The sequence below is a fragment of the Edwardsiella sp. A.80236 genome (genome assembly GCF_044540725.1).
GTDB classification, from domain to species: Bacteria; Pseudomonadota; Gammaproteobacteria; order Enterobacterales; family Enterobacteriaceae; genus Edwardsiella; species Edwardsiella tarda.
Window position 1 is genome coordinate 14,993 of the sequence record NZ_JBIUCY010000008.1, and the last position, 21,641, is coordinate 36,633.

Here is a 21,641-nt window from a genome sequence, read left to right on the forward strand (position 1 = left end):
TTCTGGCGAGCATATTCTCAAAGCTGTAATTATCAATTTCGTTATTGCGCTTGACCTATTCCCGCATCGCTATTAAAAAAGATGGGTTTATTTTTATCTATCCGTAGGATCTATCTGGCGATTTTAATTTTTAATTAGTTGTTTCGTTTATCGACCTGATGAGACTCACTCGCTTGCCAGCATCGTTGCTTCATCGCGTACTATCATTATACGCATCAAATTGATTTTTAAGATTAAAAATAATTTTATCGCCGGGTGCTACCGTCCTTATTGTTATTTTTATAAGAGCAATCCTATTGCTACTGATGCGTGATGGCGGGCATTCGCGACACGGGCTAATTATTTTGTCGTATCGCGCCAGGTGGGACAGCGTGAGGATCGGCGGCGTTGTTCATGCACGCTACCGCACCAGAAATAGCATGATGGCGCCAGATGTCGTCACAAGAAAATAGAAAGTACGACAGGGAGAGGCAAGGGAAATCGGGATGATTACCGCGGCGGGTACGGCATTATCCGTTTGGCTCGGTTTTTTGGGATGTCGGTCTAGGTGATGAAAAGAATCGCCCTCTCTGGGGGAAAATATGCGCTACCTGGCTTGTTAAGCCTGTCGCTACTGCCGTTGGCCGGATGGCTTTCCCCTTTGGCGCAGGTTAATGGCGAGCCGTGCTATCTGCTCTACTTCCCGCTAGCCCTGATTGCGGCCTTGTCGCTGTTGTTTGCTCAGCGGGCATTACTGGTGTTGGCGTTATCCTTACCACTCTATTCCTGGTTGTCCTCTTCGCTTCCCTGGGGCGCGATTCTGATCCAGTGCCTGGCGTTATTGCTGCCGTTGTGGGTATTCTTGACGCTGAGTCAGCGTTGGCAAGGGGAGCGTTGGCGTTGCGATATGCATCGCCTGTCCGTTCGTGGCATGGTCGTGCGTCTGCTGGCTATCGGGCTGTTCGCCCCCTTAGTGAGCGGCGCTCTGATGCTGAGTGCCGATGTCTTGCCCGCCTTGGCGCCTGCCGCGCCACTTCAACTGCCTACCATCTTGCTCTCTCTGGAGGGGATGGTGCTGAGCGGTCTGGTGCTGACGCCCGCCAGCTATATGCTGTTACGTCTCGTCCTGAGTCCGTGTTACCGGCGCGCCTTCGTCGAGGAGTGTCGGCGGGCACTACAGACGCACCATGGCCGGTCTCGCGCCCTGCTGTTGCTGTCGCTCTACCTCGCGCTAATGGGCGCACTCTGCTTTCCCGGCGCACTCCACATTAATGTGAGTTACCTGACACCGTTACTCTTTATCCTGTTTACCTTGGCGGCGTTTCATTTCAGCGATCGGGCGTTGTGGCTGCTCTGGGCGCTGAGTGTCGTGGTGCTTTTTGCCACTAGCCAGCACTTTATCTGGCAGAGTAATCGTCACTATCAGTTGGCCTTCTTGTCCTCGTCATTGATTGCCTTCAGTGTCTCGTTGCTCTTTACCCTGCTGGTGATTAAGAAAAACCGGCGCATGCGACGCTTTCAGCAGCGTTGGGCGGGCCGCGCGATTCCCCCCGCGTTACCGACACTCTGTGCGTTAAATCTCCACCTACAGCGACGCCCGAGCGGTACGCTGTGTTTGCTGCATCTAGGCAACCTGGAGTTGCTCGGACGCTGTCATGGCATGACGATGCACGCGTTGACCAAGAGCCAGTTGGCGACCTTTCTGACGCCGCTACTGCTGCCTGGCGAACGGGTTTATCCGTTGCAGGGGGCAGAGCTATTGCTGTATCTGCAACCCGATACCGAATCAGCCCGTATCGACGCCTTGCATGCGCGACTGTTACGCCAACCGTTACGCTGGCAGCAGCAACCGGTGACGCTACAGTATGGTCTGGCTTATGCCGCATTCGATGCGCGCAGCCATGCATTGAATGCCCGCATCGGGCAGTTGAGCTACCTGGCTGAGCGCTCTTGCCGGGAGCACCGCATCATGCCGTTGCTCGGCCAGGAGGAGGCGGTGAGTCTGGCCGTCAACGAGCAGGTTTTTTGGCTACAAAAGATCACTCATGCGTTACAGGAGAATACCCTGTTGCTGTATGCCCAGCCGATCGTGCATCGTGGCGGTAAATGTTATTACGAGATCCTGGCCCGTCTACAGGACGGTGGGCAGTTGGTCTTGCCGGGAAAATTCATTCCTTTTATCACGGCATTCAATCTCTGTGCCCAATTCGATCTGCTGATCATCGAGAATGTCCTGCGGCATATTCGCCGGGCCAGGTTAGACAGCTCCTCGACCTGTTTTTCGGTGAATCTGATGCCATCGACCCTGATGCAACAGGGCGTAGCGGCGCAGATTATCGCACTCTTCGAGCGCTATCAGGTCCGCGCGGAGGCGGTGATCTTCGAGATCACCGAGCAGCAGTACCTGCTGGATGAGAATCAGGAGCTCGAGACGGTACGGGCCCTGCGCGCCTATAACTTTAAGATTGCCATCGATGACTTCGGTACGGGACTGTCCAACTATCAACGCTTGAAGCATTTGCATGCGGATGTGGTGAAGATCGATGGCATGTTCGTCAAAGATATCGTCAGCAACTCGCTGGATCGGTTGATCATCAAATCAATCTGTGACATTGCGCGAGAAAAACAGCTGCAGGTGGTGGCCGAGTATGTGGAGTCGCGTGAGCAGATGGAGGTGTTATGCAGCCTGGGGGTGCAGTACCTGCAGGGCTTCCTGTTGGGTGAGCCGCGCCCGTTGGCTCAAGCCAGTTAACGCCCGCCGTCGGCGTTGATGAGCGCCGAGCTTGTTTGTTGAGCTCTTAAGGTTGTTTGGCGGGCTGACTCTGCGCCTTCGCTTTTTCTTTCTCTTTCTCCCGCTTCTCTCGTTCGTCGGCACGCTCTCGCCGCTCTAAGGCTTGCAGCTGTTCGGGCAATACCGCCGGGTAGCTCTGCGCGTCGGCGGCAACCTTATGCACCGCCGGAATGGGGATCTGCGGACCGAGGAAGCGTGGCTGGCGTTGCAGCAGATAGAGATCCGTCAGCGCGCCGATGCGGGCACCGATCTCGCGTAGACGCACCAGCAGCATATCTTTTGGCGAGGGTACCGCCAGGCACTGTGCCTGGATACCTAGATGCATGGCGATAAACAGTGCCCGCTCGCAGTGAAAACGCTGAGTGATGATGGTGAAGTCATTCGTATCAAAGACGCGGCGGGTACGCACGATGGAGTCGAGGGTGCGAAAGCCCGCGTAATCCAGCACGATATCGCTACTCGGCACCCCGGCCGCGATCAGGTCGCGCCGCATCGTTACCGGCTCGTTGTAGCTCTGTAGGGCGTTGTCGCCGCTGAGTAACAGGTAACTGACCTTACCGCTGTTATAGGCGTTAAGCGCACCCTGGATACGGTAACGGTAGTACTGGTTGATCACGCCGGGGGCGACATACTTGGCGGTGCCGAGTACGACGCCGACCTCGCGGCGCGGCAGATCCTGCACGTCGTCATAGATATAGGGGGCGGTGCTCCAACTGATCCAGCGGTCGAGCGCCAACGCCGCCAGCAGCAGTACGATGCCGACGCCGATTAGACCATATATCCACCGCTTCCACCCCATGGCGCGCTTCCTATCATTGACTCCCTTCCGAGGCTACTGTACACCTTGGCGGGACGCAAGCCATATGGCGCGCCCGGTGGACGGATGACGCTTATTTGCTCAGACAGCTACCGCCGGGCCATTGCGGCCCGGCGTCGATCGACTGCATCAGAAAGAGGTGCGTTTGTAGCTACGGTATTGCGGTAACCAGAAGTTTTGCTCGATGGCTTGCAGCAGCGCCTCGTCGGAGGTGAGCACGGCCACGCCGTGCAACTGGGCGGCTTTGGCGACCTGGAAGGCGATGTCGCGCGAGACCTGTTGGATATCCTTCAGATCCGGGAGTAGCGGTCCATGACCGTCGCGGGCCAGCGGAGAGCTTTCCGCCAGAGCGCGGCTCGCGGCCATCAGCATGCCATCGGTGACTCGTTTCGCGCCGCTTGCCAAGACGCCGAGGCCGATGCCCGGGAAGATATAGGCGTTATTGCATTGGGCGATAGGATAGCTTTGCCCCTGATAGTTGACCGCCTCGAAGGGGCTGCCGGTGGCGACCAGTGCGGCGCCGTCGGTCCAGGCGATGATGTCTTCCGGGCGCGCTTCGACGCGTGATGTCGGGTTCGAGAGCGGCATGACGATCGGTCGGGCGCAGTGGCTGTGCATTTCGCGAATGATCGCCTCGCTGAAGAGTCCCGGCTGGCCGGAGACGCCGATCAACACCGTGGGATGCGCGTTGCGCACCACATCCAGTAGGGAGATCCCCTCGTTTTCCGTCTGCCACGAGGCTAAGGCTTGCTGTTTTTGTACGAGGCGGCTCTGGAAGTCGAGCAGATTCGGCAGGCGATCCGTCAAGAGTCCGAAGCGATCGACCATAAAGATGCGCGCACGCGCCTCCTCATCGCTTAAGCCCTCCGCCACCATTTGGGCGATGATCTGCTCGGCGATGCCACAACCGGCCGAGCCGGCGCCGAGGAAGGTGATGGTCTGGTCACGCAGACGGCTGCCGGCGGCATGGCTGGCGGCGATTAGGCTGCCGAGGGTGACGGCGGCGGTACCTTGGATGTCATCATTAAAGCAGCACAGTTGGTCGCGATAACGGCTGAGCAGCGGCATCGCGTTCTTCTGCGCGAAGTCTTCGAACTGGAGCAGAACCTCCGGCCAGCGGCGCTTGACCGCCTGGATAAACTCCTCGACGAACGCGTTGTACTCGTCGCCGGTGATGCGCGGGTGACGCCAGCCCATATACAGCGGATCGTTAAGGCGCTGAGGGTTGTTGGTTCCGACATCCAGCACCACCGGCAACGTATAGGCCGGGCTGATCCCGCCACAGGCGGTATACAGCGACAGTTTACCGATGGGGATCCCCATGCCACCGATCCCCTGATCGCCCAAACCGAGAATACGCTCGCCATCGGTAACCACGATGACCTTGACGTTTTGTTTGGTGGCATTTTGTAGCATGTCATCGATGCGATCGCGGTTAGGGTAGGCGATGAACAGCCCGCGCGCGCGACGATAGATGTCGGAGAAGTGCTCGCAGGCCTCGCCGACCGTCGGCGTGTAGATGATGGGCATCATCTCGCTGAGATGAGCGCGTAGCAGGCGATAGAAGAGGGTTTCGTTGGTGTCTTGAATGTTGCGCAGATAGATATGTTTGGCGGTGTCGCTTTGGATATCACAGAACTGGCGATAGGCGCGCTCGACCTGCTCTTCGATCGTTTCGATGGCCTCGGGCAGCAAGCCGTTTAAGTTAAAGGTGTTACGTTCTTCTTCACTAAAGGCGCTGCCCTTATTCAACAAGGGAAACTCCAGCAGGATGGGGCCGGCATAGGGGATATACAGCGGACGTTTACTCTCGTGTTCCAGATCCATAAGTACGCTCTTATGTTAACGGGATTGAAGACTACCCCACCGATCCTAAAAGAGAGTTAATCTCTGTTCAATGTTTGTTATCAAAAGTATTCACATATTATATGTTTTGTAACAATCTGGTTGGATAGCGGATAGCGGATAGCGGATAGCGGATAGCGGATAGCGGATAGCGGATAGCGGACAAGCGGCATAGGGCCCTAAGGGGAACCTATGCCGGGAGAGGATTAGATCGTCTGGTAGTTCAGGTGCGTGCAGCCGAGCGCCTGCAAGGTCGCCTGCGTCGCCGCCTGTTGCGAGAGGACGGCGCTCTGACTTTCTACCAGGGCGGCGCGACGGATCGCCGAGGTGGGCTCTCCGGCCATGTTCAACAGGACCAAGGCCGCCTGCAAGGGAGGCAGACTCGGGTTAAAGGCGGCATTCTCCGCATAGCGTCCGGCATAGATGGCGTGCGCCGTTTCCAGGGCGACGCCGCTGTAAGCCTGGCTATAGGGGGCATGGCTAGCGTTAGCCGCGGCTAAGGCCGCCAGCAGCAGCGGATCATCGTCAGCGTGGGCGAGCGTCAGGCCGTGATGGACATGGTCGAGCAGCAGGGTCTTAATCTGCAAGTCACGCGGGCCAAAGGCGTCCGGGAGATAATCCCCCAGGGTGGCGGCTTGACGTCCCGGTAGGTGGATCGGCAGTTGCGTTCCACTGTTCAATTCATTCATAAACTGACGGCAGTGGCCACACGGGGTGCAATTCACGGTGATCGAAGCCAGCGCGCGCTCACCGCGCAGCCAGGCATGGCTGATCGCACACTGCTCGGCGTGGATCGTCTGTTGCATCGGCGCGCCGGCGAACTCCATATTGGCGCCGAAGTAGAGGTTACCGCTGCTCCCCTGGGCGATGGCCCCCACCTGGAAATGAGAGATCGGCGTCAGGGCGCAGGCAGCGGCCAACGGCAGTAGTGCAAAACTCAACGCCTGACGATCCAACTGGCAGGCATGGCAAATGGCATCCACCTGGGCGGCGGTGATTACGGCGTGGAAATCATCCGACGCCATAATGGGGGTGAGCGCCGCTTGAAGTTCGCCAGGCAACTGGCTAAATGCAGCGGCAAAGCGTGCGTGCATGGGAAGGCCTCTTGTGAGTTACGGGAGGCTATTGTAGGTAAGCGCCAGAGTTATATTTGTGACAATTATCACTTTTTGAGTGTAATCCCTGTAATTCGAGCGGTGAATGAGAGAGTTATTTCACCATTTTGCGCTTGTTTGCACACAATAATCAGATGGAGTACGCCAGATGGCGCACTCCACTGTGAAAATTCTCTCAGAAAAGGCGTAGCAGGATGGGGAAGAGAAACGGCGCCAGCAGCGAGGTGATGATGCCGCAGATCACCAGTGCCAGCGAGCTGAACGCCCCCTCTTGGTAATCCACCTCGGCACAGCGCGCGGTCCCTAAGGCGTGGGAGGCGGTCCCCATCGCGAGGCCACGTGATGCCTTGGTGCGGATCTTCATCGCATTCAACAGAGTATGGCCAAAGACCGCCCCGAGGATCCCGACGAAGATCACACAGACGGCGCTGATGGCCGGGATACCGTGGATCGACTGGGAGACCGCCATGGCGATCGGCGTCGTGACCGACTTCGGTAGAACCGAGGCGGCGATTTCCGGTGTCGCCCCCAGCCACAGCGCAATCGCGGTCCCGGTCGTCATCGCCGTGGCGCTGCCGATGAAGCAGATGGTGATGATGGACTTCCAGCGAGCACGGATCTGGTGCAGTTGCTCATACAGCGGGAAGGCGAGCGCCACCACCGCGGGTTGCAGCAGGCTGTTCAACACGGAACTGCCGGCGAAGTAGTTGTGATACGGAATATGCAGCAACAACAACACGGGAATGATCACCGCCATGGAAACTAACAGCGGGTTGAGCAACGGCATGTTCAAGCGCTGAGCCAGACGACGGGCGCCGAAGAAGACCGCCAGGGTTAACGGCAACGACCACCAGATATTGATCATTGTTTACTCTCCTGCGGGCGAATGGCGGGTTGGTTGCCATCGTTAGGACGCTCGCGATGTACCAGATGAGAACAGTAGGCCACAACTACCATGATGATCAGCGTACTGACCACACAGGAGACGACGATTGGACCGAACTGGCGACATAACACGTCGTAATACTGCATCACCCCGACGCCGATCGGCACGAATAGCAATGCCATATAACGGATAAACAGGCTACAGCCGGGTTTCACCCATTTGGCGGGCATGATCTGCGAAGCCAGCAGGGCAAAGAGGATCAACATGCCGATGATGCTACCGGGAATGGTGATCGGTAACAGGGTAGAGAGTGCATTACCGGCGAACAGACACAGGTAGATCAACACAAAGGCGCGTGCGTATTGCCAGCAAACAGAAAGCGGTTTTGACATCGTAATGTACCTAAGAACGAAAACGCAATTATCATACAATTAATGGGTAAAATGTGCTACTGATCACACCATGAATTCGCTCTATGGCAGTCATGCCAATTTGGCAGGGTAGGCGGATGGAAGGCGAGAGGCGGCCCGCGCGTCGGGGCGGGCCGCGGAGGATTAACGCTTATGATGACCGACGGGTAGGCGCGCCCCCGCTTTCGCTGGCGAACTGGCGGGAGATGTGGACGGATCAGGACGGCGCATGATGATAAAGATCTCGTAGATGCAGAGCGCCAGACCCAGCCAAATCAGAGAGAAACTGACCATCTTCGCAACGTTGATCGGCTCGCCAAAGAGCAGCACCGCCAGCAGGAATTGGAGTGAGGGCTCGACATACTGTGCCAGGCCGACCACCGTCAGCGAGGTACGCTTAATCGCGGCGGCGAACAGCAGTAGCGGGGCATAGGTGACCGGCGCGGTCAGGATATAGAGTAGATAGTGCGTCGAGCTGACGCCTGTCAGGCCGCTCTCTCCATTCAGTTGCAGCCAGAAGGTGATGCCGATCGCCAGCGGCAGCATCCAGAGGGTCTCCAGCGTCAACGAGGTCATAATATCGTAGCGGATATATTTACGCACAAGACCATAAAAGGCGAAGGTGATGCCCATCACCAGCGCCAGCACCGGTACCCGCCCCAACAGGATGATCTGATAGCCGAGGCCGATGATGGCCAGTAGCACGGCGAGACGTTGGAAGGGGGTGAGACGATCGTGCAGGAAGATCACGCCCAATGCGATGGCGAATAGCGGGTTAGTAAAGTAGCCCAAGCTGGCATCCAGTACCAGGTTATGGGTGAGGGCATAGATGAAGGTGGTCCAGGAGACGCTCATGATGGCGCCGCCGAGCAGGCAGCAGTACAGGGAGCGTTTATCCTGCCAGACGGCGCGCCAGGTGGTACGTTGTTTAAACAGCAGGCGTAGTACGAGTAGCAGAGGGACGGACCAGAATAGACGCTGTGCTAACAGCTCGAACGCGTTGGCATCGTTCAATAGCTTATAATACAGCGGCGTGATCCCCCACAGAATAAATGACAGTACCGCCAGCAGCGGCCCATTAGTCAGCCACATAGACTCTCGCCTTGATGAAGGCCTCATATGTCGAGGCGTCGTTGTCGTCCGCGCCATCGAGGATGGCGCGGGAGAAGAAGCGTGTTTGCCGGGGAGGGCGAGATTGACGATGACGGTCGGGGGGACGCCCCCCGTGGTAACCTGCCGCATCCTTTTGGCTTAAGTATATTATCCTACTAATTCACGAGCATAATCAAATAGCGCGCGTAGTAGCGTCAGGCGTTGGGGTTGATCTTCGTAGCGGTTGTACAACATTTCCAATGTCTGGAGATATTCCTGTACACGCTCCGCGGTCAGCATCTCCCGACGGTGCTGTTGCCAGCGTTGCCGCTCGGCCTCATCCAGCGTGGCCGGATAGTTGCGGGCGCGGTAGCGGAACAGCAGCGGCGTAATGCGTTCATCGTTGAAACGCAGATCCAGGGCGGGGAGATTCTGCGGTTGGGTCGCGCGGATGATCTGCATCGCCTGGCGATCGGCGTCGCTAAAGAAGCCATCGTACAGTTGGCTATCCACATCGCTGGCGCGTGGGAAGGGCGGCGCATCGGCGAACAGAGAGACGACCTTGTCACGAACCGCGTGGTGGCGACGGAGTTGGGCCAGATTGTCCAGGCAGCGTTGGCGATCGAGGCCCAGGCGTTCGGCATTCTCGGCGAGCAGCGTCTTCTCCGGTGCCAGTACCGGGCATTTATTGATATGCACCAGCTTGATCGGCACCGGCGCCGCGTCGCCCAACTCGCTGCGCGGCGTATAGAGGCGTTCGCGTAGGGTCTCGCTATCCAGGGTCAGTAGCGGCGTGATGTCGCCCGCCAGATCGCAGACGATCACCGCATTCTTGTTGTCGGGATGCCAGGCTAAGGGGGCCACCAGGCTGGTATTGCCGCGCAGCGCGCCGAACATGCCTGAGACATGTACCAGCGGCGTCATCTCGGCGATGTCGATCAGTTGCGCCACCCGATTCTTGTTGCGCAGTTGGAACAGGTAATCGAACAGCCGTGGCTGCGCCTGCTTGGCACGCTTGGCCATCTCGATGGTGGCGTAGACGTCGGCCATCGCGTCGTGGGCATTGCTGTGTTCGATACCGTTGGCTTGTGAAAGATGCTCCAACTTGAAGCTCGGCAGCCCCTGTTCGTTCTCCGGCCAGACGATCCCTTGCGGGCGCAGGGCGTAGCAGGTGCGCAGCACATCCAGCAGATCCCAGCGCGAATTACCATTTTGCCAGCTGTAGGCATAAGGATCGAAGAAGTTACGATAGAACAGGTTACGGCTGACCTCGTCGTCAAAACGAATATTGTTATACCCGACGACACAGGTGCCCGGCACGCTAAAGAGCTGGTGGATGCGTTCGGCAAACTCCGCTTCACAGATCCCCTGAGCCAGCGCCGTCTGTGGGGTGATCCCGGTGATCATCACCGCCTCGGGCTGGGGAAGATAGTCATCGGCTGGACGGCAGTAAAACACCTGGGGTTCTTCGATGATGTTGAAGTCGGCATCGGTACGCACCCCGGCGAATTGGGCGGGGCGATCCAACGCCGGATGCTGACCGAAGGTCTCATAATCGTGAAACAAGAAGGAGGGCGCAGCCTTGCTCAAAATAGGATCTCTATGGCAAAAAAAGACATGGCCTTAGTGTAACCGTGCCGCACGGGAAACCCAATCCTGGAATGCGTCAGGCGCCGTGGTGCCGGGGAGAAATAATGAGCCTGGTTGGCATTTATTTATGGTGTTAATTTCCGTTACACTGATAACCCATCTCGGTTGAGCGTTTGATCCAAGGTCGTTTCCGTGCGTTTAAATAAAAGTATCACCCCGTTTGACTCCGTCGTCTATGGGCACTATCGCGCCGTACACGGTGTGCGCATGGCGATCTCCTTCGTATTAACCTTCCTGTTGATCCGACTGTTGGCGGTACCCGAGGGCGCCTGGGCGCTGATCACCATGGTGGTGGTGATCGGGCCGATCTCTTTTTGGGGTAACGTGACCGTACGGGCGTTGCAGCGTTGTCTGGGGACCGTATTGGGTGCGGCATCGGGATTGATCGCGCTCTATCTCGAGCTCTATTCGATGACGCTGATGTTGGCATGGTGCGCCATCGTCATGTTTGTCTGTGGTATCGCCGCCCTAGGGAAGCGCCCTTATATGGGGTTACTGATCGGCATCACCCTGGGCGTGGTGTGTGCCGCGGGCCCTGGCGATATCGATACTGCACTGCTGCGCAGCGCCAATGTGATCATCGGCTCGCTGCTGGCGCTGTTATTCGCCAGCATCTATCCACAGCGCGCCTTTACCCACTGGCGCCTCAAGATGAGCCATGGGTTGAACTGCATGAGCAATATTTATAGCGCTTATGTGTCACCCAATATGGTTGAGCGGCCGCAGCTGACGGATCGCCAACAACGCATTCTCTCCGACCTTGGCGCGCTGCGCGGCTTGCTGGCGCCCAGCGCGCGCGAGACCAAGGTAGATAAGGCGGTGTTCGACGCCATTCAGGTGATCACCCGTAACCTGGTCGCCACCTTAGAGATGATGACCGATGCCTATTGGGCCAGTCGGGAGAGCCACTTCATCATGCTCAACGCGACGCGTCTGCGTACCTTTCAGAAGTTGACCATCAGCGCGCTGAACGGTCTGTCGGCGATGCTGCTTAGCGGCCGGGTCGAGGAGCTGGAGCGTCTGCCAGAGATGGTGCCGATGGCGGCCGAGTTGAAGGCGTTGATCGAAGAGGCGCAGGCACGCTGTGATGAAGAGACGCCGATCTATGGTTACCTGTGGCTGAACATGCAGCTGGCGACGCAGCTGGATGAGTTGCGCGATCTGCTGGCGAGTGTACTACGCCGTTAGGGCGGCCCGCGCTCCGCGCCCTGCCGGGCGGCTGATTTTAGCCGCCCGCTATGCGACAATAGCGCGTCCTCTTTCCACAGCGAGCATCAATGGCACTTTCCAGCGCACTCAAGACACAAATCTCCCAGTGGTATAAGTCCCTGGCGCAGCAGATCCCCAACTTCGTGACGCGACCGCAGCAACGGCAGATGATCGCCGAGGTGGCGCGCGCCCTCAGTGGCGATGAGGGACGCCATCTGGTGATCGAGGCGCCGACGGGGGTTGGTAAGACGCTCTCCTATCTGTTGCCCGGGATCGCCATCAGCCGCGATCAACAAAAGCCACTGGTGGTGAGTACCGCCAACGTGGCGCTGCAAGATCAGATCTATAGCCAGGATTTGCCGTTGTTGCGCCGCATCATTCCCGATCTGACCTTTACCGCCGCCTTCGGTCGGCGGCGCTATGTTTGCCCGCGCAATCTGGCGGCGTTGGCGGAGAGTCAGGGGGAGCAGGGGGCGCTGTTGCTCTTTATTGACGATACGCTGTCTCCGAGCAGTGAGGCCGAGCGTGAGCAGTGTCATCAGTTGCAACAGGCGCTGGCGAGTCAGCGTTGGGATGGCCTACGCGATCATCTGCAGGAGAATGTGGAGGAGGGGCTGTGGGCAAGGCTGAGCACCGATCGGGCCAGTTGCCTCAATCGCAGTTGCGCCTACTTTCGCGACTGTCCCTTCTTTCTGGCGCGGCGTGAGATCGAAAGCGCCGATGTGGTGGTGGCGAACCATGCGTTGGTGATGGCGGCGTTAGAGAGTGAGTCGGTGTTACCGCCGCCGAAGGATTTGTTGCTGGTGCTGGATGAAGGCCATCACCTGCCGGAGGTGGCGCGTGATGCTCTGGAGATGGAGGGAGAGGTCAGCGCCCTGTTTGTCCAAGGGCAGATCGAGATGATCGTGCGACATATCGAGCAGTGTCACAGCCAGTATCAGCCGAAGAATCCACCGCGCCTGCTAAACAGCGCACGTCTACAAGAGCATTGCGCCGAGTTGCGCCAACTGATCGGTGATTTCGATCGCGCCGCTCAGGCGCTGTTAGGCGACGAGGCGCAGTATCGTTTCGTCTTGGGCCAACTACCGGAGGCGCTGGCTGGCTTGGCGCAGCGCCTGTACAAGTTGTGCGATGGTTTGCGTGGCCTGTGCGAGTTTATGATGAACGACCTGCAGGAGAAGACCGGGACACACGATGCGCTGCGCGTACAGCGCGCATTGTTACAGATGAGCCGAGCCTTTGGTTACCTGGAGGCATTGACCAAGCTGTGGCGTTTGGCGGCGTTGGAACAGGCCTCTAATGCGCCGATCTCCAAGTGGTTGACGCAGGAGGTGACGGAGGGTGTGCACCACCGCTACCTGCACTGCGTCGGGCTGCGGGTGAGCGATCAGCTGGATCGTCTGCTGTGGCGCCGTATTCCCCATGCGGTGGTGACCTCGGCGACCCTGCGTTCGTTAAACCGCTTCGATCGCCTCAGCGAACTCTCTGGTCTCAACGCCGAGGCGGGCGATCGCTTCGTGGTATTGGACTCGCCCTTCGATCATGTCCACCAGGGGCGACTGTTGATCCCGCAGCTGACGCTGGAGCCTTCGTTGGCGAATGAAGGCGAGCACCTGCGTCAGATGGCGCACTATTTTCGTCATGCCTGGCAGCAAGGGGAGCATCGCGGCATGTTGGTGCTGTTCGCCAGCCAGCGGGCGATGCAGACCTTCCTCGGTTTCCTGCCGGACTTACGTCTGGGGTTATTGGTGCAGGGGGATCGGCCGCGCTACCGTTTAGTCGAGGAGCATTGCCGACGGGTGCGCGCCGGAACACAGAGCGCGCTGGTGGGGTTACAATCTTTCGCCGAGGGGCTAGATCTCAAGGGCGAATTGTTGACCCAGGTCCATATCCATAAGGTGGCCTTTCCACCGGTGGACAGCCCGGTGATCGTGACGGAGGGGGAGTGGTTGAAGGCGCGTAAGCGCTATCCGTTCGAGGTCCAGAGCCTACCCGGTGCCTCCTTTACCCTGATCCAGCAGGTCGGGCGCCTGATCCGTAGCCATGGCTGCCATGGCGAGATCATCATTTATGATCGGCGTCTCTTGAGTAAGCCCTATGGCAGCCGTCTCCTGGCGGCACTGCCGGTGTTTCCCATCCTGCAGCCGCCGTTACCCGCCGGTGCGCTGCCTGACTGGCCGCAGCCCGCCGCGCCGAAACGTAAGGCGCATCGTGCCACGACGCGTCGTCGGCGCGAGTGAATAGTTAATAGTCTGAATTTTTCGCGATTCTCTACTAGCCTTATGCTTGTCATTGCTTACTGGAGTGATCTTATGTATTCTCCTCGGCGGTATATATTCAGCCATATAACTAATAGATGGAAAATATTCTCCGCCAGGAATAATATTCGATAAAAGCTCCATTACTAGCCATTTCGTTGATACTGTACCCATTAACCATCGCGTATCCTCTTTGGTTTACCATTGTCTCATGTAGGGAGGCCTCCCATTTGGGAGAGAAAGGTGTTGTCCGATCAACTTAATCAATCGAATCAATCTACTCATTCCCGTATCGCGTTGTCATCGTCTACTCCCGCCTCCGTATCAATGTCGTCAGATGAGATTGATCTCCTCGCGCTGTTGATGGTGTTATTCAAGGCGAAGTGGCTGATCGTCGGGGCCGTGGTCGCCTGTGCGCTATTGGGTCTGGTGGCCAAGACGCTATTGCCGCAGAAGTGGACCAGCTATGCCGAGCTGGTGCCGGCGCAGGCGCGCGAGCTCTCCTCGATGCATAAGGAGCTCAATCAGTTGGCATTGTTGGATATCCAGGTGGATGCCTCTCCCGCGTGGTTGATGTCGCGTTTTGTCCAGATTTATGACTCACAGATCGCGCGGCGCGAGTACATCCTCCAGTCGGATTACTATCGCCAGCTGACCGCATCGATGCAGGATGCGCAGGAGAAGGAGCGGGTGCTGAGCGCTTTGGCCGAGCAGGCGTTCAGCCTGAGTACGCCGAAGGATAAGGGGATGGAGGACCTTCGCCTATTATCGCCTGGGTGCTACGACGCGCAGCGCGCTGGAATCGCATACTTTCCTGCAAGGTTATATCGACTTTGTCGCCAAACGCGTTGAGAGCGATCTCCGTTATCGTATTCAGGATCAGGTCGATCAGATCCTGACGCAGAAGAAAGAACAGTACCAGCTGACCCTCGAACGCTGGAAGAATCAACAACAGGTGACGATCCGTCGCCTGGATTACTCGCTCGCCTTGGCGCGGGCGGCAGGGATCAATAAGCCAATGTATGGCAATGGGGCGACCTTCAAAGATGATAGCGACTTCCCGATTTCACTCGGGGTCGATGCCTTGCGTCAGAAGCTGGATATCGAGCGCGCGCAGACCGATCCGAGTGAGTTGGATGCTGCGTTGAAGAATAGTCAGTTGTATATCGAGCGTCTCAGCCAGGTGCATGTGGCCGACTTGCAGATCCAGCCATTCAAATACCTGATGACGCCTAGTATTCCTTTGCATAAGGAGTCACCGAAAGGCGCATTGATCGTTCTGCTTGCTGCGATCGCCGGTTTCCTACTCGCTTGCGCCTTTGTTTTGCTGCGTCACGCCTTGTCGAGTCGCCACGCCGTGCCGATGGCGCCGATTGACGGTCATTAATCGCCTCTCTGGCGCCGGGTAAGCGGCAGGAGATGGATAAAAAAACGCAGCCTAAGTGCTGCGTTTTTTATTACCGGTTGAAAGTCCCCGGCTCAGCCGGGGCGGCTGCCGTGAGTCGCAGGGTGCAGATTATGCGGTCGCTTGCTGCGCCTTTAACCAGGCGATCTCATCTAGCCAGCGATCGGGGTTGGTCGTTTCCAGGATCAATGGAATGCCATCGAAGCGGGGGTCGCGCATGATCCAACGGAAGGCCGTCGCCCCGATATTGCCTTCGCCGAGACTCTGGTGGCGATCGACGCGGCTATTGAAGTCGCTTTTGGCATCGTTGAGGTGCATGCCACGCAGATAGCGGAAGCCGACGCAGCGTTCAAACTGGGCGAAGGTCTCCTCGCAGGCCGCCTCGTCGCGGAGATCGTAGCCGGCGGCGAAGGCGTGGCAGGTATCGATACAGACGCCAACGCGTGACTTATCCTCGACCTGGTCGATGATCTCCGCCAGCTGCTCGAAGCGAAATCCCAGATTGCTACCTTGGCCCGCGGTATTTTCGATGACCGCACAGACCCCCTGAGTCTGGCTCAGGGCAAGATTGATCGATTCGGCGATACGGGCCAAGCAGTCGTGTTCATCGATTTGCAACAGGTGGCTACCCGGATGGAAGTTGAGTAGTGTCAGCCCGAGATCGGCACAGCGCTGCATCTCATCGATAAAGGCGTTACGCGACTTTTCCAGCGCCTCGGCGACGGGATGTCCCAGATTGATCAGGTAGCTGTCGTGCGGCAAGATTTGCTGCGGGGTATAGCCATACTGGGCGCAAGCCGCGCGAAACTTGGCGATACTCTCCGCCGTCAGCGGGGCCGCTTTCCATTGACGTTGATTCTTGGTGAACAGTGCGAACGCCGTCGCCTCTAGCGCATGGGCGCGCAGGACGGCTTGATCCAGTCCCCCGGCGGCGCTGACATGGGCTCCGATATATTTCATGCAGTTATCTCCTGATACGGGGCGCTATTATGGCATCGAATATCGGTGCCGCGTAGCCTTTTAGGTGCCATAAAAAAACACCCTGCTAACCGTGGGTTAACAGGGTGGGGAAAACGTGTGGCCCGCTGTTAGAGGCAGCGTTCGATGATCAGGTTGATGGCGGCACCACCGGCGATCAGCCAGGCGAACAGGATACTGGCTAGGATGATGGGGCGAATCCCCGCCTGACGGATGGCGCTGATATGGGTGGTCAGACCGAGTGCGGCCATCGCCATCGCCAACAGGATGGTGTCCAGGGTGATCAGGGCGTGGACCAGCGCGGCAGGCAGGAGGTCGAAGGAGTTAAATCCGGCGACCAGGATGAAGATCACCGCGAACCAAGGAATGGTGATCGGCGCCCTCTTGCCGCCGTTACCTTGCTGACCACGGCTGAGAACGCTGGAAAGCACCAATAGGAACGGCGCCAGCATCATGACGCGGATCATCTTGGTGATCACGGCGGCGTTGCCCGCATCGTCGCTGATGGCGCGTCCGGCGGCGACCACTTGCGCTACCTCGTGGACCGTCGAGCCGATATAGATGCCAAAAGTCTCTTGGGTCATGGCGATCCACTGGTAATGCGCATTGAGCTGATATAACCAGGGATAGAGGAAGATGGCGATGGTACCGAAGATAACCACGGTAGAGACGGCGACGGAAACCTTGCTGGCGTCAGCCTTGACGACCGGCTCGGTCGCCATCACGGCTGCCGCGCCACAGATGCTGCTACCGGCACCGATCAGCATTACCGTCTGGCTATCCATGCGGAATACTTTACGCCCTAACCACATCGCCAGCAGGAAGGTGGAGGTGAGCGTCAACGCATCGGTCACGATGCCGGTCAGGCCGACATCGGCGATCTGTTGGAAGGTCAGTCGGAAGCCATACAGGATGATCCCCAAGCGTAAGAATTTCTGTTTAGCCAGATGCACCCCGACGGAGCAGGGGATGCTGAGTGCCGGATAGGCCGTGTTACCGATGATAATCCCGAGGATGATAGCCAGCGTCAGCGCCCCGAAACCGAGTTGCTCGACCCAGGGGAGCGCACCGGCCCACATGGCGATGGCGGTGATCGCGCCCGTTAAGATCAGCCCGGGTAGCAGACGCAGCAGGGCGTGTGAGTAGTGTGGTGCAGGAGAAGGCGATTGATGAGTTGTCATTGTTACGTCGAGTTAGCGTTGTTTTTATAAAAAAGGAGGTCAAGCTTAAAGAGGTCGCGGGTAAATTTTAAATCGATAATATTAGTATGATTAATAGAGATATCTGTTATGCCTCGTATTATGGCGCCTTAGCCTGAAAAATCAGCCCCGTGGCGTATCGGCGGCGCCGAGGTTGATGATGATCAGGAGGACGCTGATCGGCGAGAGTAATGCCGCCAGGGCGGCGGTGACGGCATTCCCCTGAGAGAGTAGCCAGGCGCCTTGGTAGAAGAGGACAGCCAGGACGGCCTGCAAGATGAGGGCGAGTACGCCGGCGTGCCAACCGCGCCGTGTCCAGGCGAAGGCCGCGATCGCCACGGCGATCAGGATAGCGATCAGATAGCCATAGAGTGTTTCCATGATGTCCTCCTCGACCCGGTTTATTCAGTATAGTGCAAGCGTTAGGGGATGTTGAGGGCGGTGTGCGGAGGTCGACGACGTGTGTTTGCCACAAGCACACGGCGGAGAAGTGTGTCCTGGATTGGCTAATTTTTCACCCAGTCGTGTTATAACTAGCAGGCGTGTTGAATCTAGTATCTATTCCAAATATCCATGCAGGAGGTCCATTATGGATGGTGCCTATCGGGTGATTTTGGTGCCGGTCGATTTGGCAGAGCCGCAGTTGACGCAAGAGGCGTTGCGCCATGCCCTGTTTTTTGCCAATCAGGGCAACGCCACGCTGTATTTGCTACATGTACACCCCGCGATGCCGACCGCCTTTTTAAGTGAGTATCCTGAGCAGATCGCCGAGTTGCGCGATGCGGCGCTGCAGCAGGCCGAAGATCGCCTGGCGGCATTGGCCGCCTCGTTGCCGCTGGCGGCGGATCGCGTCGCGGTCAAGGTGAGTTGGGGTTCCATCTATGATGAGATCCTGAAAGAGGCGGAGGGATGCGGCGCGGATCTGATCATCATCGGCTCGCGTCGTCCTAGCATGTCGACCTACCTACTCGGCTCGAACGCTGCCCGAGTCGTGCGCCACGCCAGTATGTCGGTGTTAGTGGTGCGTTAATTCGCTGTCGTGCCCGCCCTTCTCGTCATTCGAACGGGAAGGGCGTGTGGGATCAGCGATAAATCACTTTAAGTAGTAAATTACCCCTGATTTATCTATATTAACCGAGCGTAAGAAGACTCTGGCGCAGAGCATGGCTTTGTCGTCGTCAGTGCGGGGAGCGATGTGCTCCTGAGCCACGGCGGCGGTCGATTGAAACGGTTTGGATCTGTCTATGCACATTACCTTGCGACAACTGGAAGTTTTTACCGAAGTATTGAAAAGCGGTTCGACGACGCAGGCCTCGATGGTGCTGGCGCTCTCTCAATCGGCGGTGAGCGCGGCGCTCTCCGATCTGGAGACGCAGTTGTCGGTACGACTGTTCGATCGCGTAGGCAAGCGGTTAGTGGTGAACGAGCACGGTCGCTTGCTTTATCCCAAGGCGATGGCGTTGCTGGAGCAGGCTAGCGAGATCGAGCAGCTATTTAAGGGCGAGAGCGGTGCCTTGCGTATCGCGGCCAGCAGTACCATCGGTAACTATATTCTGCCGCCGATGATGGCCGCCTACCGACGGGACTTCCCGGTGACGCCGCTGGAGTTGCATGTCGGCAACAGCCACGATGTGATCAGCGCGGTGGCCGAGTTCAACGCCGATCTGGGATTGATCGAGGGGCCATGCCATATGCCGGAGCTGACCACCCAGAGCTGGTTAGAGGATGAGTTGGTGGTGTTCGCCGCCCCGGATCATCCCCTGCTACGCGAACCGGTAACGCTGGCGCGCCTGGCCGAGGCGCCCTGGATCTTGCGTGAGACCGGCTCGGGTACCCGCGAGGTGGTCGAGCACCTGTTGCTCTCGCACTTGCCACATTTTGACTTGGTGATGGAGTTGGGCAATTCGGAGGCGATCAAGCATGCCGTGCGTTATGGAATCGGTATCAGTTGCCTATCGCGGCGGGTGATCGAGGAGCAACTGAGCAATGGGACCTTGGTCGAAGTGCCTTTGCCGGGGATCAACCTGCATCGTTCTCTCTACTTGATCCATCATCGCCAGAAGCATATCTCGAAGGCGTTGGCACGTTTTCTGAGTTACTGTCAGGCCTGACATCAGGGGCGACGGCAGCCTTGGCTGCCGTCGTAGTGCCTTGTCATCCTTGTGTATTTTTCTTGTCCGTTCGCCGTGCCGTTCGCTAATAATCCTTCCATCATCATGAAGCTCTCTTATTATCGTTAGATTGTTACTTCCCGCCGCAGATGGATTTGTTACAATCGCGCCGGGTTTTATGATTTAACGCGAAACAACGATAGGGTTCTAATGGCTCAGACAAAAACTACCGTCTCTGACACGGGACAAGGACCGGCGCTGCGCCGGGAGTTAAAAGCGCGGCATTTGTCGATGATTGCTATCGGCGGGTCCATCGGTACTGGGCTGTTTGTCGCATCGGGCGCGACGGTCTCTCAGGCGGGTCCGGGCGGGGCATTGTTGTCCTACATCATCATCGGCATGATGGTGTATTTCCTGATGACCAGCTTAGGTGAGCTGGCGGCGTTTATGCCGGTTTCCGGTTCGTTTTCTACCTATGGCTCTCGCTACGTTGAAGAGGGCTTTGGCTTCGCGCTGGGCTGGAACTACTGGTACAACTGGGCGGTGACCATTGCCGTGGACTTGGTGGCCGCGCAATTGGTAATGGGCTATTGGTTCCCTGACCTGCCCGGTTGGATCTGGAGTGCGTTGTTCCTGGGGCTGATCTTCCTGCTGAACTACATCTCGGTGAAGGGCTTCGGCGAAGCGGAGTATTGGTTCTCGCTGATCAAAGTTAGCACGGTCATCATCTTCATCGCCGTTGGCCTGATGATGATTGTCGGTATTCTCAAGGGCGGCGAGCATGCCGGCTTCCATAACTGGGTCGTCGGTGACGCACCTTTCGCCGGGGGCTTCGCCTCGATGATCGGGGTCGCGATGATCGTCGGCTTCTCCTTCCAGGGCACCGAGTTGATCGGCATCGCCGCCGGTGAGTCGAAAGATCCGGGTAAAAACATTCCGATGGCGGTGCGTCAGGTGTTCTGGCGTATCCTGTTGTTCTATGTGTTCGCCATCCTGATCATCAGCCTGCTGATCCCCTATACCGACCCCAGCCTGCTGCGCAATGACGTGAAGGATATCTCCGTCAGCCCGTTCACTCTGGTGTTCAAGAATGCCGGCCTGCTGTCTGCGGCGGCGGTGATGAACGCGGTGATCCTGACGGCGGTGCTGTCGGCGGGTAACTCCGGGATGTATGCCTCGACGCGCATGCTGTACACCCTGGCGACAGAGGGTAAGGCGCCGCGCATTTTCGCTCGTCTGTCCAAGGGCGGCGTGCCGCGCAATGCGCTGTATGCCACCACGGTAGTCGCCGGCCTGTGCTTCCTGACCTCGATGTTCGGCAACCAGGAGGTCTACCTGTGGCTGCTGAACACCTCGGGGATGACCGGGTTTATCGCCTGGCTGGGGATCGCCATCAGCCACTACCGCTTCCGTCGCGGCTACGTGATGGCAGGACTCGACCTGAACGCGCTGCCGTATAAATCCGGTTTCTTCCCGCTCGGGCCGATCTTCGCCTTCGTACTGTGCCTGATCATTACCCTGGGGCAGAACTATGAGGCGTTCCTGGAAGATCGCATCGACTGGTATGGCGTAACGGCAACCTATATCGGCCTGCCGCTGTTCCTGATTATTTGGTTCGGTTACAAGCTGACGCAAGGCACGCATTTCGTGCGCTACAGCGAGATGACCTTCCCGAAGACCAAGATCGACTAAGCGTACGCGCCGTGTGGTAAAGCAACGCCCCGTGAGCCTGATGGCGCGGGGCGTTGTGCTATGATGGTTTATGTCCGATTATTGACCGCACTAGCCGCACTAGCCGCACTAGCCGCACTAGCCGCACTAGCCGCACTAGCCGCACTAGCCGCACTAGCCGCACTAGCCGCCCTAACCCCATTTTCTGTGTTTACCCCATTCACC

At 57.8% G+C, this 21,641-nt stretch carries 18 protein-coding genes; 8 read left to right on the forward strand and 10 right to left on the reverse strand.

Going from position 1 to position 21,641, the window contains the following annotated elements; translation table 11 throughout:
- Positions 1-550: 550 nt before the first annotated feature.
- Positions 551-2,731, forward strand: a complete 2,181-nt coding sequence (locus tag ACEQFP_RS08555; RefSeq protein ID WP_370546676.1) for an EAL domain-containing protein — start codon at positions 551-553, stop codon at positions 2,729-2,731.
- Positions 2,732-2,777: 46 nt separating this feature from the next.
- On the opposite strand, the gene sanA is transcribed toward ACEQFP_RS08555, so the two are convergent.
- The 7 genes from sanA to sbcB all read right to left on the reverse strand — a co-directional run bounded on the left by sanA (position 2,778) and on the right by sbcB (position 10,525).
- Entirely contained in the window at positions 2,778-3,569 is a 792-nt protein-coding gene (gene sanA, locus ACEQFP_RS08560; protein ID WP_370545957.1) for an outer membrane permeability protein SanA, read from the reverse strand.
- A 147-nt stretch (positions 3,570-3,716) separates the two neighbouring features.
- On the reverse strand, positions 3,717-5,414 hold the full coding sequence (locus ACEQFP_RS08565; protein WP_005284036.1) for an NAD-dependent malic enzyme: 1,698 nt from the start codon (positions 5,412-5,414) through the stop codon (positions 3,717-3,719).
- Positions 5,415-5,638: 224 nt separating this feature from the next.
- Positions 5,639-6,526: a cytidine deaminase gene (gene cdd / locus ACEQFP_RS08570; RefSeq protein ID WP_370545956.1), complete on the reverse strand. Its 888-nt coding sequence runs from the start codon at positions 6,524-6,526 to the stop codon at positions 5,639-5,641.
- Positions 6,527-6,722: 196 nt separating this feature from the next.
- Positions 6,723-7,412 carry a CidB/LrgB family autolysis modulator gene (locus tag ACEQFP_RS08575; protein WP_005284043.1) on the reverse strand — a complete coding sequence of 230 codons (690 nt, stop codon included), beginning with the start codon at positions 7,410-7,412 and terminating at the stop codon, positions 6,723-6,725.
- Positions 7,409-7,825, reverse strand: coding sequence for a CidA/LrgA family protein (locus ACEQFP_RS08580; RefSeq protein WP_005284046.1), 417 nt, complete (start codon positions 7,823-7,825; stop codon positions 7,409-7,411). The genes ACEQFP_RS08575 and ACEQFP_RS08580 overlap by 4 nt, the downstream gene beginning before the upstream one ends.
- A 162-nt stretch (positions 7,826-7,987) precedes the next feature.
- Complete coding sequence (gene rarD, locus ACEQFP_RS08585) at positions 7,988-8,935, reverse strand: EamA family transporter RarD (protein WP_370545955.1); 948 nt, start codon at positions 8,933-8,935, stop codon at positions 7,988-7,990.
- Positions 8,936-9,103: 168 nt separating this feature from the next.
- Entirely contained in the window at positions 9,104-10,525 is a 1,422-nt protein-coding gene (gene sbcB, locus ACEQFP_RS08590; protein ID WP_370545954.1) for an exodeoxyribonuclease I, read from the reverse strand.
- 192 nt (positions 10,526-10,717) lie between these two features.
- Here sbcB and ACEQFP_RS08595 point away from each other — a divergent pair, with 192 nt between their 5' ends.
- From ACEQFP_RS08595 to ACEQFP_RS08610, 4 genes are all read left to right on the forward strand, one after another.
- Positions 10,718-11,773 carry an FUSC family protein gene (locus ACEQFP_RS08595; protein WP_205438447.1) on the forward strand — a complete coding sequence of 352 codons (1,056 nt, stop codon included), beginning with the start codon at positions 10,718-10,720 and terminating at the stop codon, positions 11,771-11,773.
- A gap of 89 nt (positions 11,774-11,862) precedes the next feature.
- A complete protein-coding gene (dinG, locus tag ACEQFP_RS08600; protein WP_370545953.1) occupies positions 11,863-14,034 on the forward strand; it encodes an ATP-dependent DNA helicase DinG in 2,172 nt (723 codons plus the stop codon).
- Positions 14,035-14,379: 345 nt separating this feature from the next.
- Positions 14,380-14,904, forward strand: a complete 525-nt coding sequence (locus tag ACEQFP_RS08605) for a Wzz/FepE/Etk N-terminal domain-containing protein (protein ID WP_396464171.1) — start codon at positions 14,380-14,382, stop codon at positions 14,902-14,904.
- Positions 14,905-15,007: 103 nt separating this feature from the next.
- Positions 15,008-15,439: a hypothetical protein gene (locus ACEQFP_RS08610; protein WP_396464173.1), complete on the forward strand. Its 432-nt coding sequence runs from the start codon at positions 15,008-15,010 to the stop codon at positions 15,437-15,439.
- 129 nt (positions 15,440-15,568) lie between these two features.
- On the opposite strand, the gene nfo is transcribed toward ACEQFP_RS08610, so the two are convergent.
- From nfo to ACEQFP_RS08625, 3 genes are all read right to left on the reverse strand, one after another.
- Positions 15,569-16,417, reverse strand: a complete 849-nt coding sequence (nfo, locus tag ACEQFP_RS08615; RefSeq protein WP_068869836.1) for a deoxyribonuclease IV — start codon at positions 16,415-16,417, stop codon at positions 15,569-15,571.
- 128 nt (positions 16,418-16,545) lie between these two features.
- Positions 16,546-17,616 (reverse strand): YeiH family putative sulfate export transporter, encoded by a 1,071-nt coding sequence (locus ACEQFP_RS08620; RefSeq protein ID WP_369115006.1) that lies wholly within the window; start codon positions 17,614-17,616, stop codon positions 16,546-16,548.
- 141 nt (positions 17,617-17,757) lie between these two features.
- Positions 17,758-18,015, reverse strand: coding sequence for a DUF2545 family protein (locus tag ACEQFP_RS08625; RefSeq protein WP_035599989.1), 258 nt, complete (start codon positions 18,013-18,015; stop codon positions 17,758-17,760).
- Between the two features lie 208 nt (positions 18,016-18,223).
- On the opposite strand from ACEQFP_RS08625, the gene ACEQFP_RS08630 reads away from it, so the two are divergent.
- From ACEQFP_RS08630 to ACEQFP_RS08640, 3 genes are all read left to right on the forward strand, one after another.
- Positions 18,224-18,664, forward strand: coding sequence for a universal stress protein (locus ACEQFP_RS08630; protein WP_005284082.1), 441 nt, complete (start codon positions 18,224-18,226; stop codon positions 18,662-18,664).
- Between the two features lie 214 nt (positions 18,665-18,878).
- Positions 18,879-19,745, forward strand: coding sequence for a DNA-binding transcriptional regulator YeiE (yieE, locus tag ACEQFP_RS08635; RefSeq protein ID WP_005284087.1), 867 nt, complete (start codon positions 18,879-18,881; stop codon positions 19,743-19,745).
- A gap of 210 nt (positions 19,746-19,955) precedes the next feature.
- On the forward strand, positions 19,956-21,437 hold the full coding sequence (locus tag ACEQFP_RS08640; RefSeq protein ID WP_396464177.1) for an amino acid permease: 1,482 nt from the start codon (positions 19,956-19,958) through the stop codon (positions 21,435-21,437).
- Positions 21,438-21,641: the final 204 nt, after the last annotated feature.

Excerpts from the sequence above, each read along its gene's own strand:
- ACEQFP_RS08555 (WP_370546676.1), top strand. The coding sequence starts at position 551 with ATGAAAAGAATCGCCCTCTCTGGGGGAAAATATGCGCTACCTGGCTTG.
- sanA (WP_370545957.1), bottom strand. The coding sequence starts at position 3,569 with ATGGGGTGGAAGCGGTGGATATATGGTCTAATCGGCGTCGGCATCGTA.
- ACEQFP_RS08565 (WP_005284036.1), bottom strand. The coding sequence starts at position 5,414 with ATGGATCTGGAACACGAGAGTAAACGTCCGCTGTATATCCCCTATGCC.
- cdd (WP_370545956.1), bottom strand. The coding sequence starts at position 6,526 with ATGCACGCACGCTTTGCCGCTGCATTTAGCCAGTTGCCTGGCGAACTT.
- ACEQFP_RS08575 (WP_005284043.1), bottom strand. The coding sequence starts at position 7,412 with ATGATCAATATCTGGTGGTCGTTGCCGTTAACCCTGGCGGTCTTCTTC.
- ACEQFP_RS08580 (WP_005284046.1), bottom strand. The coding sequence starts at position 7,825 with ATGTCAAAACCGCTTTCTGTTTGCTGGCAATACGCACGCGCCTTTGTG.
- rarD (WP_370545955.1), bottom strand. The coding sequence starts at position 8,935 with ATGTGGCTGACTAATGGGCCGCTGCTGGCGGTACTGTCATTTATTCTG.
- dinG (WP_370545953.1), top strand. The coding sequence starts at position 11,863 with ATGGCACTTTCCAGCGCACTCAAGACACAAATCTCCCAGTGGTATAAG.
- ACEQFP_RS08605 (WP_396464171.1), top strand. The coding sequence starts at position 14,380 with ATGTCGTCAGATGAGATTGATCTCCTCGCGCTGTTGATGGTGTTATTC.
- nfo (WP_068869836.1), bottom strand. The coding sequence starts at position 16,417 with ATGAAATATATCGGAGCCCATGTCAGCGCCGCCGGGGGACTGGATCAA.
- ACEQFP_RS08620 (WP_369115006.1), bottom strand. The coding sequence starts at position 17,616 with ATGACAACTCATCAATCGCCTTCTCCTGCACCACACTACTCACACGCC.
- ACEQFP_RS08625 (WP_035599989.1), bottom strand. The coding sequence starts at position 18,015 with ATGGAAACACTCTATGGCTATCTGATCGCTATCCTGATCGCCGTGGCG.
- ACEQFP_RS08630 (WP_005284082.1), top strand. The coding sequence starts at position 18,224 with ATGGATGGTGCCTATCGGGTGATTTTGGTGCCGGTCGATTTGGCAGAG.
- yieE (WP_005284087.1), top strand. The coding sequence starts at position 18,879 with ATGCACATTACCTTGCGACAACTGGAAGTTTTTACCGAAGTATTGAAA.
- ACEQFP_RS08640 (WP_396464177.1), top strand. The coding sequence starts at position 19,956 with ATGGCTCAGACAAAAACTACCGTCTCTGACACGGGACAAGGACCGGCG.